Source organism: Devosia sp. MDV22-iso42 (assembly GCF_058629155.1).
Window position 1 is genome coordinate 1,166,925 of the sequence record NZ_JBZVWR010000006.1, and the last position, 15,202, is coordinate 1,182,126.

Here is a 15,202-nt window from a genome sequence, read left to right on the forward strand (position 1 = left end):
TTAGGCTGTCGCGCGCCGCGCCTGCCCGGTGCGGGCCATGAGGAAGCGCTCCAGCGCCGACAGGCCGTCATAGATCAGCACGGCCAGCACGCCCACGATCAGCCCGCCCTGCAGCACGAAGGCGGTATTGCCCGACAGCAGCCCGGCAATGATCACCTCGCCCAGGGTGCGCGCGGCGACGGTCGAGCCGATCGTGGCCGTGGCCAGCGAAATCACCACCGAGAGCCGGATCCCGGCCAGGATAACCGGCAGCGCCAGCGGCAGTTCCACCTTGATCAGCCTTTGCCAACCGGTCATGCCCATGCCGCGGGCGGCATCGACCACGCTGGACGGCAGGTTGGTCAGCCCGGTCAGCGTGTTCTCGAAAATCGGCAGCAGGCCATAGAGAAACAGCGCCACCAAAGTGGGCGCCGTGCCGAAGCCCAGCATGGGCACGGCCAAAGCCAGCACGGCTACCGGCGGAAAGGTCTGGCCGATATTGGCGAGGCTGCGCGACAGCGGCAGGAATTCGGCCCCAAAGGGCCGGGTGACGAAGATGGCCAGGCTCACGGCGATCAACGTGGCCCCCGCCGTCGCCGCCGCGACAATGCCCAGATGGTTCAGCGTGATGTCGAACAGGCTGCCTTGGTTATAGATCGCGGGCTGGCCGTTTGTCGTAAACAGGCCGAAAAAGCCGGCGAACAGGTTCGGTTGCGCTAGGAACAGCACGAGCACCAGCAGCGCCACGAGGCGGAGGAGATTGCCGACCTTCATTGCGGCCGGGCCGCCAGGCGCGCCAGCGCCGCCAGACTCACCTGCCCGACGATCTGTCCGTCGCGCTGCACCGGCAGAGCCGGCCGGCCCGACCACAGCAGTTCGGCATAGGCGTCGCGCAGCGAGGCACTGGCCTCGATCGGCGTGCCATCGGCCTGCCCCGGCTCGATATGGTCGGCCACCCTGAATAGCGACAGCAGCCGGAACGGGCGCTCGCTGGTGCCGATCAGCTCGGCGACAAAGGGCGTCGCGGGCTTGCCGATGATCTCGGCCGGGCTGGCCGATTGCAGCAGCTTGCCCTGGTCCATCACGGCAATGGTGTGGCCGAGATGGATGGCCTCTTCCATGTCATGGGTGACCAGCACGATGGTGGTGCCGAACTGGCGCTGGATATTGAGCAGGTCTTCCTGCGCCTTGGCGCGGATCACCGGGTCGAGCGCGCCATAGGGCTCGTCCATCAGCAGGATATTGGGCTTGGCGGCGAGCGCCCGCGCCACGCCGACGCGTTGCTGCTGGCCGCCGCTGAGTTCATGCGGCAGCCGGTCGCGGAACTCGGCCGGGTCGAGCTGGAACAGCGTCATCAGCTCGTCGACGCGGTCGCGCGTCTTGGCCTTGGTCCAGCCCAGCAGCTTGGGCACGGTGGCGATGTTCTGCCCGACCGAGCGATGGGGGAACAGGCCATGGCCCTGGATGACATAGCCCATGCGGCGGCGCAGCTCATAGGCCGGCAGGCCGGCAATATCCTCGCCATCGATGCGTACCGATCCCGATGTCGGCTCGACCAGCTTGTTGATCATGCGCATCAGCGTGGTCTTGCCCGAGCCGGACGTGCCGACCACGACGCAGATCGTGTGCGGCTGGATGGTCAGGGTCACCCGGTCCACCACGGCCTGGCCATTATAGGTCTTGGTGATGTCGTCGATCTCGATCATGGACGCTTTCCTTCACGACTCGTCATCTCGACCATGGCGTCCAGCACCACGGCGGCGACAAAGGCCAGCACCACGGTGGGCACCGCGCCCAGCAGCACCAGGTCCATCGCCGTCTGGCCGATGCCCTGGAACACAAAGACGCCAAAGCCACCGCCACCGATCAGCGCGGCAATGGTGGTCAGCCCGATATTCTGCACCAGCACGATGCGGATGCCGGTGAGGATGACCGGAAAGCCCAGCGGCAGTTCCACCGCGATCAGCCGCTGCCAGACCGTCATGCCCATGCCGCGGGCGGCATCAATGGCGGCGGGCGAGACATTGTTGAGGCCCACCACGGTATTGGAAACAATTGGCAGCAGCGAATAGGCGAACAGCGCGACCAGAGCCGGGGCCGTGCCGATGCCGGAAATACCGATCGCCGAAGCGCCCGGCACATTGGCGGCGATCCAGGCCAAAGGCGCGATCAGCAGGCCAAACAGGGCAATCGAGGGAATGGTCTGGACGATGTTGAGCACGTTGAGCACGCCGGCGCGCAGCGGCCTGACCTTGTAGCAGAGGATCCCCAGCGGCACGCCGACCACGGTCGCAATGACCACCGAGCCGAAGGCCAGCACCAGATGCGCCCTTGCCTCGGCCCAGAAGGCGGGCGCGCGGTTCCCATATTCCTTGAGCAGCGACAGCTGGTTCCAGCCGCCGCTCCAGAGCAGCAGCGCCATGACGGCGAGCACTGCGGCCAGGATGGCGAGGCGCCAGAGCGGCGCCAGCCGCAGCCGGGTCAACGCATCGGTCACCAGCAGGGCAAAGGCAAAGGCCAGCAGCCAGAAGCCGGCGCCGGGGGAGACGCGGGCAAAGGTATCGTCGGGTGGCGTGAGAAAGGCTGCGGACTGCCCCATCAGCACGAACAGCGCTGCCAGCACGGCAAAGCCGACCAGCAGCTTGGTCAGGGCCGGAAAGCGCAGCAGTGCCACGGCAAAGCCGGCCAGCAGGCTCAAGCCGAGGATCACCGCCAGAGCCGGTGACAGCGCCTGTGCCAGCGCCACACTATCGCCCGACACGATGCGGTTGGCGCGGAACAGGGCAAAGGGCAGCGATGCGCCAGCTGCCGCAATCAAGGCAATCAGCACCCCGAGCTTGTCGAGGGCGAGCCAGGCGGGACGCGACGACACCGGGGCCAATTCAGCAATGGACATGCAGCCTCCGGTGTCGCTCAGCGGTCAGGCGAGCCCCTCCCCAGCGGGGAGCGGCGATCGCCTTAGTCCAGGAAACCGCCCTGGGTCAGGTAGTCGGTCGCCACGGTGGCGGAGGCTTCGCCGCCCACCTGGACGCGGCCATTGAGCTCCTGCAGCACTTCGAGCGTCAGGCCCTCAAAGACCGGCTTGAGCAGCTCTTCGATCTGCGGATACTGGGCCAGCACGTCGCTGCGGATGATCGGGGTCGGCTGATAGACCGGCTGCACGCCCTTGTCGTCCTCGAGCACCTTGAGGCCCGATGGGGCAATGCCGCCATCGGTGCCATAGACCATGGCAGCGTTGACGCCATTGGTCTGCTGGGCGGCCGCGGCAATGGTGGCGGCCGTGTCGCCACCCGAGAGGGTGATCAGCTGGTCCGGCGTCAGGGTGAAGCCATAGACTTCCTGGAACTTGGGCAGGGCAGCGGGCGAATTGACGAATTCGGCGGATGCGGCCAGCTTGACCTCGCCACCGCCCGCGACCCAGGCGCCGAACTCGCTGAACGTCGTCAGGTTATTGGCCTCGGCCACGTCATCGCGCACGGCCACGGCCCAGGTATTGTTGGCCGGCGACGGCGTCAGCCAGACAATGTTGTTGGCCTCGAAGTCGAGCTTGGCGGCCTCGGCATAGGCCAGGGCAGCGTCGTTCCACAGCGGATCATCGGCCTTTTCAAAGAAGAAGGCGGCATTGCCGGTGTATTCGGGATAGATGTCGATCTCGCCGGCGGTGATGGCCTGGCGTACGATGGGCGTGCCGCCAAGCTGGATGCGGTCCTCGACGGCGATATCATTGGCCTCGAGCACCTGCTTGATGATGTTGCCCAGCACACCGCCTTCGGTATCGATCTTGGACGACACCACCACCTGGGCGCTGGCGCCGGTGACGGACAAAGCGAGCGCGGCGACGGCGCTCAATAGCGTGGTTGTGAGGCGCATTGGATTCTCCGATTTGTCCCTGACTGGCAGAAGCCAGCATCTTGATCTGTCCGCTGCAGCGGTAGGATGACGTGGTGATCAGCAGCTGGCCCGCGCAAAACGACCCAAATGACGCTGAACATGGGCAAAGGCCCGTTCATCAAAAGTCATCAACGACGGCAAAGGTTCCGCCATTCGCCGCAGGTAGCATTGCCTCCTGACAGCGCGTGTCAGCATGCCCGTGCGAGCGCCCGGGTTCAAGCAATGATACGCATGGTGGCTATGGCTGGATCAGCCGGTGGGTCGGCCTATTTCATCCAGAACATGGGCGTCAGATCGGTCGCGATCGGCTCGCTCTTGTCATTGGTCGCCATGACGTCGGCCATATGCGCCCACCAGCGCTGCATCACCGCCGTTGCCGGCAGGTCCGCCATGGTGTGATCGGTGCGGCGCCAGAGCACGCCGAAGAGGATATTGGTCTCGTCATCGAGATGGATGGAATAGTCCTTCACCCCGGCTTCGTGCAGCAGGTCGACGAGTTCGGGAAAGATCGCGTCATGGCGCTTCTTGTATTCCGCCGCCATGCCCGGATTGAGCTGCATCTTGAAGGCATGCTTTTCGTAATCGCCATCGGCAATGATCATGCGCGCTGCCTCCACATGCGGAACAGGATGGGCAGCGCGATCACCACGATCAGCAGGCCCCCGATAAAGATCGACATGACGATGCCGGGCACGTTGAGCAGGCCCAGGCCGAAAGTCACCAGACCCATGATCAGCGCCGCCAGCACCACGCCGATGATCGAGCCGGCGCCGCCCAGGATCGAGACGCCGCCCAGCACGACCATGGTAATGGCCTCCAGTTCCCAGCCCTCGGCAATGGATGGCCGCGTCGAGCCCAGCCGCGCCGTCAGCAGCACGGCGGCGATGCCGCTCATCAGGCCGGTGAGGCAGAACAGGATGAACTTGATCTGATCCACCCGCACGCCGGAAAACTGCGCCGCCACGTCATTATTGCCGATGGCAAAGACGCGGCGGCCGAAATTGGTGCGGTGCAGCAGGACCCAATAGGCGATGGCGCAGACGACAAACAGCACCAGTTCGAAGGAGATCACCCAGAACACATAGCCCTGGCCGAACCAGGCAAAGCTCGGCGGATAGCCCTTGAAGCTCTGGTCGCCCAGGATGATGAAGCTGATGCCGCGGAACAGGCTCATGGTGCCGATGGTGACCACGATGGACGGCAGCTTGAGCCGCGTGACCAGCAGGCCATTGAACGCCCCACACAGCAGGCCGGCCCCGACGCCGATGACGACCAGCACCGGCGTATCGGCGCCATATTGCAGCGCCAGGCCCATCAGGGTGGAGGCCAGCGCGATGATTGCAGCGACCGAGAGGTCGATCTCGCCCGAAATGATCAACAGCGCCATGGCCAGCGCGATCAGCGCCTTTTCGGTGAAGTTGAAGGTGAGATCGCTCAGGCTCCAGGCATTGAGGAAATAGGGCGAGGCAAAGGAATTGGCGATAAAGATCGCCACCGCCACGAGAACCAGCAGGCTCTCCCAGCTCAGCACGGCTGATTTCAGCGGATTGTCGAGGCGATCTGGCAGCTGGCGGCCGGTCGAGGAGATGTCGGTCATGCCGCTTCCGCCTTCTTGAGAATGATACGCCCCTTGCTGGCTTCGCCGCGCGCATTGAGCACCACGGCGAGCAGGATGGCCGAGCCCGAAATGGCCATCTGCCAGAACGGGCTGATATTGATCACCGGCAGGGCATTGTTGATGACGCCGAGAAAAAGCGCGCCCAGCAGCACGCCGGCCACGCTGCCAATGCCGCCGGCAATCGAGACGCCGCCGATGACGCAGGCGGCGATGATGGTCAGCTCATAGCCGCCGGCCACTTCGGTCGAGGCGATGACGTATCGCGAGATCCAGAGATAGCCGCAGAGACCAGCCACCGCGCCGGCAATGGTGAAGGCGTAGAACTTGGTCTTGCCGACATCGATGCCGGTATAGACCGAGGCCGTGGGGTTGACGCCGATGGCGTAGAGCGAGCGCCCCAGTGGCGTGCGGGTCATCAGCACGTAGAACAGAGCCGCCACGACGATGGCGAACCAGCTCAGCACCGGCAGGCCCAGGAACACCCCGCGCTGCAAAGCGATGAAGTCGGGGCTCATCTGGGCCGCATTGACCCAGGCGCCGCCGGAAATGACAAAGACCAGGCCGCGGAAAATAGTCAGCGTGCCCAGCGTCACGACGATCGGCGGAATGTTGAGCTTCCACACCAGCACGCCGTTGAAGGCGCCGAGGCCCGCGCCGATGACGACGCTGAGGCCGAGCAGCAGCGGGATCGGCACGCCGGGAAAGGCGGCGTTGAGCATGGCGACGATCATGCCGGTCAGCGCCAGGTTGGACGCCATGGAGAGGTCGATCGAGCGGGTCAGGATCACCGCCATCTGCCCCAAAGCCAGCATCATCAGGATCGAGGTGTCGTTGAAAATGGTCAGCAGGTTCCCCGGCTGGGCAAAGCGCGAAAAGCGCAGCATGACCAGCACGATGACGAGCAGGATGGCGAGCGCCAGCCAGGTTTCGCGCTGCTTGATCAGGTTTCTCATGCCGCCTGCTCCTCGATTATACCGGCAGCCAGGCGCACCAGCGTTTCGGGCTTGAGCCCTTTGTTGTCGATGGTGTCGACCATGCGGCCCTCGCGCATGACGACGATGCGGTCGCTCATGCCAAGCACTTCGGGCAGTTCGGACGAGACCATGATGACGGAAAGACCCTGGGCCACCAGCTCGGCCATGAATTCATGCACCGCCGCCTTGGAGCCGATATCGATGCCCTTGGTGGGTTCGTCGAGGATGATCACCTTGGGCAGCGTCGCCAGCCATTTGGCGATCACCACCTTCTGCTGGTTGCCGCCCGACAGGGTCGAGACATTCTGGCTGAGCGAGGAGGCACGCAGGTCGAGCCGCTCGGTATAGGTACGGGCCAGCGCGAACTCTTCGGCCAGCCGCAGGAGGCCGGATTTGGATGTCTTGCCCAAAGAGGGAAGCGAGACATTCTTGAAGATGGGTTCGCCGGTAATGACGCCCTGCTTGCCGCGCTCTTCGGGCACATAGACGATCCCCGCCTCCACCGCATCGGCGGGCGAACGCGGCGTGATGGTCTGGCCATCGAGCACCAAGCTGCCGGCGCTGGGCTGGGTCAGCCCGAACACCGCCTGCATGACCTCGCTGCGCCCGGCTCCGACCAGGCCATAAAAGCCCAGGATCTCGCCCTTGCGGACGGCAAAGGAGATGTCGTCGAATTCGGTGGGATGGCTGAGGCCCCTGGCCTCGAGCACGACGTCGCCGATCTGGGCATTGCGGGCCGGGAAAATCCCCTCCACCGGGCGGCCGACCATGAGCTGGACGATCTGGCTCTGGCTGGTGTCCTTGATGAACCCCTTGCCGACCTGTTCGCCATCGCGGAACACGGTGAAGCGGTCGGCGATGCGGTAGATCTCGTCGAACTTGTGACTGATGAACAAGATCGCCTTGCCATCCTGCTTGAGCAGTTCGATGAGCACATAGAGCTCCTCGATTTCCTTCTGGCTGAGCGCGGCGGTCGGCTCGTCCATGATGACCACGCGGGCATCGATGGAGAGCGCCCTTGCCACGGCCACCAGGTGCTTTTTGGCAATGCCCAATTCCTTGAGCTTGATATCGGGGTCGATGCCGGCGGCCATGGCGTCCAGCGTCGCGCGCGCCTCGGCGCGCATTTTGCGCCAGTCGATCAGGCCGAAGCGATTGCGCGGCGCGTGGCCCAGATAGATGTTCTCGGCCACCGTCATTTCGTCGAACAGCACGGTTTCCTGATGGATGGCGGTAATGCCGACGGCGGAAGCCGAATGGGCGGTTGGCAGTGTCACGACCTGGCCAGCCACTCGGATCTCGCCGGCGTCGGGCTGATAGATGCCGGTCAGCGTCTTGACCAGAGTCGACTTGCCCGCCCCGTTCTCGCCGATCAGCGCGGTGACCTGCCCGGCATAGAGCTCCAGCGACACCTGGTTGAGCGCCTTGACGCCAGGGAAACTCTTGGTGATGCCGGTCAGCGTCAGGATGGGGTCGGTCATGGGATACTCGGTAGATCTCTCAGTCGGCATCTCCCTCCCCCTTGTGGGGAGGGAAGCGAGATAGGACTTGGCGTTAAGCCAAGTCCGTCAAATCGAGCAGGGTGGGGGTGGTGCCGCAACGCGTGGTTGCTGCCCTCCCCCACCCTTGATCCCTCCCCACAAGCGGGGAGGGAGACGACTGGGGAATCGAAGAATGTTCCTCGATCGCCCCGCCCGGGTCCCGTCAGATCAGTAGATCTTGGAGAATTCTTCGATGTTGGACTTGTCGAAGGTGAAGGGTGCCGCCATGGCGCCCGAGCTGGTGTCGTCAAGCGTCAGCTCGCCCATGCGGCCCATGGAGAGGGTTGCGCCAGGACCGGCTTCTGCGCCTTCGACCAGGTCATTGGCCAGCATGACGGCCGAGTAGCCCAGGTCGATCGGGTTCCACAGCGCCACGGCCTGGCTCGCGCCATTGTCGATGAACTGCTTGAACTCGCTTGGCAGTGCCAGGCCGGTCACGTTGATCTTGCCGATCAGGTTCTGGTCGGTCACGACCTGGGCGGCCGCCACGACGCCGACAGTGGTCGGGGCAATGATGGCCTTGAGGTCGGGATAGGAGGCGATCAGGCCCTTGGCTTCGTCGGTCGACTTGACCGAGTCGTCGTCGCCATAGACCACGGCGACGAGGTTGATATTGGCGAACTTCTCGGGCAGTGCGGCCTTGGCGGCTTCGATCCAGGCATTCTGGTTGGTCGCGGTGGAAGCGGCCGACAGGATGGCGACATCGCCGCCGTCTGGCAGGTAATCGGCAGCCAGCTTGATGATGGTCTCGCCGATCAGGTTGGTTTCCGACGGGTTGAGGTGGAGCTGACGGCCTTCAGGCGCGACGCCCGAATCCCAGCTGATCACCTTGATGCCGCGTTCCATGGCCTTCTGCAGCGCCGGCACCAGGGCGTCCGGATCATTTGCGGAAATGGCAATGGCGTCGACCTGCTGGGCGATCAGCGCATTGATCACTTCGATCTGGGCTTCGGCCGTCGCCGCAGTCGGGCCGGTATAGATGACTTCGACGTCACCCAGTTCGGCGGCCGCTTCCTGGGCACCCTTGTTGGCGGCGTCGAAGAAGCCGTTGCCGAGCGACTTGACGACCAGCGCGATGCGGGTCTGGGCGAAGGCCGGGCTGGCCAGCAGAGCGGCGATGGCGGTGCTTGCCGCCAGGATTTTCAAGAGTCTCATAAGGTAGTCCCTCCCTGGGATGGTTTTCGTCTTGTTGTCTCAGGCCACGAAGGCTTGTCGGTCGGCCTGAGCAGTCGTCTCCGCCACGATGAGCCGCACGCCTGCCGTTTCCAGCATTTGACGGTCTTCGTCGCGGATGCCGGCGTCGGTGACGACGGCGGCTATTCGGTCGAGGCCACACAGAATGAGGCTCGATCTGCCCGAAAACTTGGATGAGTCCGCCAGCACGATCAGCTCGTCGGCCTGCCCGATCAGGCCGAGCTCGGACTGGACGACCATGGGATCGGCCTCCATCAGTCCGTGCGCGCCGATGCCCTGGCAGCCGATGAACATGCGCTTGGCGTAGAAATGCGATGCCACCACGCCGCCAAAGGGCGAGAGGATGACATTCTGCTCGCGATAGACCGTGCCGCCCGGAATGACGACCGAGTTGCGCGAATTGTGAATGAGATATTCGGCAATGGCGAAGCTGTTGGTGAAGACGCTCAGCCGGCGCGAGGTCAGGAAATGCACCATCTGATAGGTGGTGGTGCCGCCATTGATAATGATGGGCTCGCCATCGGCGCAGAGCTCGGCCGCGGCCCGGGCAATGGCGCGCTTCTGCTCGATATTGATGGTCTCGTTGACCGAGAAGGGTCGTCCCATCAGTGCCGACTGCTCGGGCGGGTTGATCGCCTCGGCGCCGCCGCGCACCCGCCGCACTTCGCCGCGCAGGTCGAGCGCCGCAATATCGCGCCTTATGGTCGCTTCGGATGAGCCGGTGAGCTCGCAGATGTCCGCTACCGTCACGACGGGACGCGTCTGGACGGCGGCGATGATGACGCGGTGGCGTTCGGTTTCGTGCAAGGCAGCCATCCTCCTGGCGCATTACTACTCATCCAATTCAATCAGTGTCAATCATCAAACCGTCAACTTCGAAACATGTCAGTCGCCTATGCTTGGTTATGATCGTTTCTGATTGACAGCTTGGCGCGATCGTGGCCATGTCCGGGCAATATTCATAACCGCTACCCTCTGGGAGGAGTCTCATGTCCACTTCCGCGCCCAAGCGCCTCGCCAATCTCTGGGACGACGCCAAAGCCGCCGCCATGAGCGAGCCGGAACGCCTCGTCTATCGCTCGAACCTGCTGGGCAGCGACAAGCGCGTCACCAATTATGGTGGCGGCAATACCTCCTCCAAGATCATGCAGCAGGACCCGCTGACCGGCGAGACCGTCGAAGTGCTGTGGGTCAAGGGGTCGGGCGGCGACAGCGCATCGATCAAGCTCGACGGCTTTTCCACGCTCTATATGGACAAGTTGCGCGCGCTGAAGGGCCTCTATCGCGGCGTCGATTTCGAGGACGAGATGGTCGGCTACCTGCCGCACGCCACGTTCAACCTCAATCCGCGCGCCGCCTCGATCGACACGCCGCTGCATGCCTATGTGAACCACGCCTATGTGGACCACATGCATCCCGACGCGATCATCGCCATCGCCGCGTCGAACAACTCCAAGGAACTGACGCAGCAGATCTTCGGCGACAGCATTGGCTGGCTGCCCTGGAAGAAGCCGGGCTTCGAGCTGGGCCTGTGGCTGGGCAAATATTGCGAAGAGAACCCGAACGCCAAGGGGCTGATCCTCGAGAGCCATGGCCTCTTCACCTGGGGCGATACGCCCAAGGAATGCTACGAAACCACGCTTGCCATCATCAATCAGGCCATCGAATGGTTCGAGCAGCAGACGGAAGGCAAGACCATTTTTGGTGGCGAAGCCGTCAAGGCCCTGCCCGCCGAGCAGCGCCGCGCCATCGCCGCCAAGCTGATGCCCAAGATCCGCGGCCTCATCTCCGAAGACAGCCACAAGCTGGGCCATTTCGATGACTCGGCTGCCGTGCTCGAATTCGTCAATTCCAACAATCTGCGGCCGCTGGCGGCCCTGGGCACCTCCTGCCCCGACCATTTCCTGCGCACCAAGATCCGCCCACTGGTGATCGAGTTCGATCCGGCCAATCCCGATATCGACGCCGTCCTCGCCAAAATCCCCGCGGACATCGCCGCCTATCGCGTCGACTACCAGGCCTATTACGACCGCTGCAAGCACGACAACTCCCCCGCCGTGCGCGATCCCAATGCCGTGGTCTATCTGATGCCGGGCGTGGGCATGTTCACCTTCGCCAAGGACAAGGCCACCGCCCGCATTTCCGGCGAGTTCTATGTCAACGCCATCAATGTGATGCGCGGCGCCTCGACCGTCTCCACCTATGTCGGCCTGCCCGAGCAGGAGGCCTTCGATATCGAATACTGGTTGCTCGAAGAGGCCAAGCTCGCCCGCATGCCCAAGCCCAAATCGCTGGCCGGCAAGATTGCGCTGGTCACCGGCGGCGCCGGCGGCATTGGCAAGGCCACCGCCGTGCGCCTGCTGCGTGAAGGCGCCTGCGTCGTGCTGGCCGATATCGACGAGACCGCATTGGCTGCGGCCAATGACGAGCTCGCGGGCGCCTTCGGCGAGGATTTCGTCCGCCCCGTCATCGTCAACGTCACCAAGGAAGAAGCCGTCATTGCCGGCTTTGCCCATGCGGTGGTCGAATTCGGCGGCCTCGATATCCTCGTCTCCAATGCCGGCCTCGCCTCTTCGGCGCCGATCGAGGAGACCACGCTCGAGCTGTGGAACAAGAACATGGACATCCTCAGCACGGGTTACTTCCTTGTCTCCCGCGAAGCCTTCCGCCTGTTCCGCAGCCAGAAGACCGGCGGCAATGTCGTCTTCGTCGCGTCCAAGAATGGTCTGGCCGCTTCGCCCAATGCCTCGGCCTATTGCACGGCCAAGGCCGCCGAGATCCATCTGGCGCGCTGCCTCGCCCTTGAAGGCGCCGGCGAGCAGATCCGCGTCAACGTGGTCAATCCGGACGCCGTTTTGCGCGGCTCCAAGATCTGGGCCGGCGAGTGGCTCGAACAGCGCGCCTCGACCTACAAGACCGACAAGGATGGCCTTGAGGAAATGTATCGCGAGCGCTCGCTGCTCAAGCGCAGCGTCTTCCCCGAGGACATTGCCGAAGCCATCTACTTCTTCGCCTCGGACGCCTCGGCCAAATCGACCGGCAATATCATCAATGTCGACGCGGGCAATGCCCAGTCGTTCACGCGGTAAGGATCAAGCGATGACCGAACACATCATCGACGCATCCGTCGTCGAGGCGGAAAACGCCAAGCGCATTGCCGATCTCAATGTCGATTACGACACGCTGGGCGAACGCCTTGACCGGCGCGGCGTCGACATCGACGCCATCAAGGCCAAGGTGGCCGGCTTCAACGTCGCCGTGCCCTCCTGGGGTGTCGGCACGGGCGGCACGCGCTTTGCCCGCTTTCCGGGCCTCGGCGAACCGCGCGACATTTTCGACAAGATCGAGGATTGCGCCGTCATCGCCCAGCTGACCCAGGCCACCAATACGGTCTCGCTGCATATCCCCTGGGACAAAGCCGATCCCAACCGCCTCAAGCAGGCGGCGTCGCGTTTCGGCCTCGGCTTTGACGCGATGAATTCGAACACCTTCTCGGACGCGCGCGGCCAGCTGCAGAGCTACAAGTTCGGCTCGCTCAGCCATGCCGATGCCGGCACCCGCAGCCAGGCCATCGAGCACAATATCGAGTGTATCGAGATCGGCCAGACCCTGGGCTCCAAGGCCCTCACCGTCTGGATCGGCGATGGCTCCAACTTTCCCGGCCAGGTCAATTTCGCCGACCAGTTCGGCCACTATCTCGACTCGATGAAGGCGGTCTATGCCGCCCTGCCCGACGACTGGCGCATCTATACCGAACACAAGATGTACGAGCCGGCCTTCTATTCCACCGTGGTGCAGGACTGGGGCACCAATTACCTCATCGCCAAGGAACTGGGCGACAAGGCCTATTGCCTGGTCGATCTCGGCCACCATGCGCCCAACGTCAATATCGAGATGATCGTGTCGCGGCTGGCCCAGTTCGGCAAGCTGGGCGGCTTTCACTTCAACGACAGCAAATATGGCGATGATGATCTCGATGCCGGCGCCATCGACCCCTATCGCCTGTTCCTCGTCTTCAACGAGCTGGTCGATATCGAGGGCAAGGATGCCGATTTCCATCCCGCCCATATGCTCGACCAGTCGCACAATGTCACCGACCCCATCGAGTCGCTGATGCTGTCGGCCTCGGACGTGCAGCGCGCCTATGCCCAGGCGCTGCTGGTCGATCGCCCTGTGCTTGCCGCGGCGCAGCAGGGCAATGATGCCCTCGCTGCCACCCAGGCCTTGCGCCTCGCCTATCGCACCGATGTCGAGCCGATACTGGCCATGGCCCGCTATGACCAGGGCGGCGCCATCGACCTGCTCGGCACCTACCGCGCATCGGGCTACCGCGCCAAGGTCGCCGCCGTGCGTCCCGCCGTCGAAGGCGGCTCGGGCGGCATCGTCTAGAAGGTTCAACGCTCCTCCCAGAGCGAAAAGGCCCGGTGAGCAATCACCGGGCCTTTGTTTGATCTACTTCATCGTGGGCATCTGGAATTCCGCCCCGTCCTTGATGCCGCTCGGCCAACGGGCCGTCACCGTCTTGGTGCGGGTCCAGAAGCGGATGGCGTCGGTGCCGTGCTGGTTGAGATCGCCGAAGGCGCTGGCCTTCCAGCCGCCGAAGCTGTGATAGGCCAAAGGTACCGGCACGGGCACATTGATGCCCACCATGCCGACATTGACCCGCGCCGCGAAGTCGCGTGCCGCGTCGCCGTCGCGGGTAAAGATGGCCGTGCCATTGCCATAGGGGTTGTCCATGGTCAGCTTGAGCGCCTGCTCATAGGTCTGGGCGCGCACGACGCTGAGTACCGGCCCGAAGATCTCTTCCTTGTAGATGTCCATGTCGGCGGTGACGTGATCGAACAGCGATGGCCCGACGAAATAGCCGTTTTCATAGCCCTGCAGGGTAAAGCCGCGGCCATCGACGGCCAGCGTCGCGCCCTGGGCGAGGCCGCTCTCGACCAAAGCCGCGATGCGCTCCTGGCTGGCCTTGGTGATCACCGGGCCCATTTCGCTGGTCGGGTCGGTGGCCGGACCGACCTTGAGCGCGTCGATGCGGGGCTTGAGCGCGGCGATCAGCCGGTCGGCCGTGGCGTCACCCACCGGCACCGCCACCGATACCGCCATGCAGCGCTCGCCGGCCGAGCCATAGCCGGCGCCCATCAGCGCGTCGGCGGCCTTGTCCATATCGGCGTCGGGCATGATGATCATGTGGTTCTTGGCGCCGCCAAAGGCCTGCACGCGCTTGCCCTCGCTGGCCGCCGTCGCATAGACATAGCGGGCGATCGGCGTCGAGCCGACAAAGCTCACCGCGCCGATCTGGTCGTGATGCAGAATGCCATCGACCACGGCCTTGCCGCCATGCACGACATTGAGGATGCCCCTGGGCAGGCCGGCCTCGATGGCCAGTTCGGCCAGCATGACCGGCACCGAGGGATCGCGTTCGGACGGCTTGAGGATGAAGGCATTGCCGGCGGCGATGGCCGGCGACAGCATCCAGAGCGGGATCATGGCCGGGAAATTGAACGGGGTAATGCCGGCGCCGATGCCGACCGGCTGGCGCATGGAATACATGTCGATGCCCGGCCCGGCCCCGTCGGTGAACTCACCCTTGAGCAGGTGCGGCGCCCCGGCGGCGAATTCGGCGACCTCCAGCCCGCGCAGGATATCGCCCTTGGCGTCTTCCACCGTCTTGCCGTGCTCGGCGCTGAGCCGTTCGGCCAGTTTCTGCATGTCGCGATTGATCAGCGCGACGAAATTGAAGAAGACCCGCGCCCGGCGCTGCGGATTGGTAGCGGCCCATTGCGGCTGCGCTGCGGCGGCCGAAGCCACGGCGGCATCGAGATCGGCCTTTGTCGCCAGCGCCACGCGCGCCTGCACTTCGCCCGTCGCCGGATTGAACACATCCTGGAATTCGGCGCTGTTGCCGGTGGTCTCAGCGCCGTCGATGAAGTGGCCAATGGTGCGCATGCGGGTCTCCCTTGTTACCGGGGAGACTAGGCGCTACAGTTTATGCATCGCAATGC

At 64.1% G+C, this 15,202-nt stretch carries 13 protein-coding genes; 2 read left to right on the forward strand and 11 right to left on the reverse strand.

Going from position 1 to position 15,202, the window contains the following annotated elements:
• The 10 genes from AC4NN3_RS07285 to AC4NN3_RS07330 all read right to left on the reverse strand — a co-directional run bounded on the left by AC4NN3_RS07285 (position 1) and on the right by AC4NN3_RS07330 (position 10,004).
• Positions 1–753, reverse strand: coding sequence for an ABC transporter permease (locus AC4NN3_RS07285; protein WP_491926408.1), 753 nt, complete (start codon positions 751–753; stop codon positions 1–3).
• Complete coding sequence (locus tag AC4NN3_RS07290) at positions 750–1,685, reverse strand: ABC transporter ATP-binding protein (RefSeq protein ID WP_491926409.1); 936 nt, start codon at positions 1,683–1,685, stop codon at positions 750–752. Before AC4NN3_RS07290 ends, AC4NN3_RS07285 begins: the two co-directional genes overlap by 4 nt.
• Positions 1,682–2,875 (reverse strand): ABC transporter permease, encoded by a 1,194-nt coding sequence (locus AC4NN3_RS07295; protein ID WP_491926410.1) that lies wholly within the window; start codon positions 2,873–2,875, stop codon positions 1,682–1,684. The genes AC4NN3_RS07290 and AC4NN3_RS07295 overlap by 4 nt, the downstream gene beginning before the upstream one ends.
• A gap of 62 nt (positions 2,876–2,937) precedes the next feature.
• A complete protein-coding gene (osmF, locus tag AC4NN3_RS07300; protein WP_491926411.1) occupies positions 2,938–3,849 on the reverse strand; it encodes a glycine betaine ABC transporter substrate-binding protein OsmF in 912 nt (303 codons plus the stop codon).
• Between the two features lie 287 nt (positions 3,850–4,136).
• A complete protein-coding gene (gene rhaM / locus AC4NN3_RS07305; protein ID WP_491926412.1) occupies positions 4,137–4,472 on the reverse strand; it encodes an L-rhamnose mutarotase in 336 nt (111 codons plus the stop codon).
• Complete coding sequence (locus AC4NN3_RS07310; RefSeq protein ID WP_491926413.1) at positions 4,469–5,467, reverse strand: ABC transporter permease; 999 nt, start codon at positions 5,465–5,467, stop codon at positions 4,469–4,471. The genes rhaM and AC4NN3_RS07310 overlap by 4 nt, the downstream gene beginning before the upstream one ends.
• Positions 5,464–6,441 (reverse strand): ABC transporter permease, encoded by a 978-nt coding sequence (locus tag AC4NN3_RS07315; protein WP_491926414.1) that lies wholly within the window; start codon positions 6,439–6,441, stop codon positions 5,464–5,466. Before AC4NN3_RS07315 ends, AC4NN3_RS07310 begins: the two co-directional genes overlap by 4 nt.
• Positions 6,438–7,943 (reverse strand): sugar ABC transporter ATP-binding protein, encoded by a 1,506-nt coding sequence (locus AC4NN3_RS07320; RefSeq protein ID WP_491926415.1) that lies wholly within the window; start codon positions 7,941–7,943, stop codon positions 6,438–6,440. The genes AC4NN3_RS07315 and AC4NN3_RS07320 overlap by 4 nt, the downstream gene beginning before the upstream one ends.
• A gap of 228 nt (positions 7,944–8,171) precedes the next feature.
• Positions 8,172–9,158 (reverse strand): rhamnose ABC transporter substrate-binding protein, encoded by a 987-nt coding sequence (gene rhaS / locus AC4NN3_RS07325; RefSeq protein WP_491926416.1) that lies wholly within the window; start codon positions 9,156–9,158, stop codon positions 8,172–8,174.
• Positions 9,159–9,197: 39 nt separating this feature from the next.
• Complete coding sequence (locus tag AC4NN3_RS07330) at positions 9,198–10,004, reverse strand: DeoR/GlpR family DNA-binding transcription regulator (RefSeq protein WP_491926417.1); 807 nt, start codon at positions 10,002–10,004, stop codon at positions 9,198–9,200.
• Between the two features lie 182 nt (positions 10,005–10,186).
• Here AC4NN3_RS07330 and AC4NN3_RS07335 point away from each other — a divergent pair, with 182 nt between their 5' ends.
• Positions 10,187–12,286 carry a bifunctional rhamnulose-1-phosphate aldolase/short-chain dehydrogenase gene (locus AC4NN3_RS07335; RefSeq protein ID WP_491926418.1) on the forward strand — a complete coding sequence of 700 codons (2,100 nt, stop codon included), beginning with the start codon at positions 10,187–10,189 and terminating at the stop codon, positions 12,284–12,286.
• Between the two features lie 10 nt (positions 12,287–12,296).
• Positions 12,297–13,586: an L-rhamnose catabolism isomerase gene (gene rhaI / locus AC4NN3_RS07340; protein ID WP_491926419.1), complete on the forward strand. Its 1,290-nt coding sequence runs from the start codon at positions 12,297–12,299 to the stop codon at positions 13,584–13,586.
• Between the two features lie 63 nt (positions 13,587–13,649).
• On the opposite strand, the gene AC4NN3_RS07345 is transcribed toward rhaI, so the two are convergent.
• Positions 13,650–15,146 carry a CoA-acylating methylmalonate-semialdehyde dehydrogenase gene (locus tag AC4NN3_RS07345; protein WP_491926420.1) on the reverse strand — a complete coding sequence of 499 codons (1,497 nt, stop codon included), beginning with the start codon at positions 15,144–15,146 and terminating at the stop codon, positions 13,650–13,652.
• Positions 15,147–15,202: the final 56 nt, after the last annotated feature.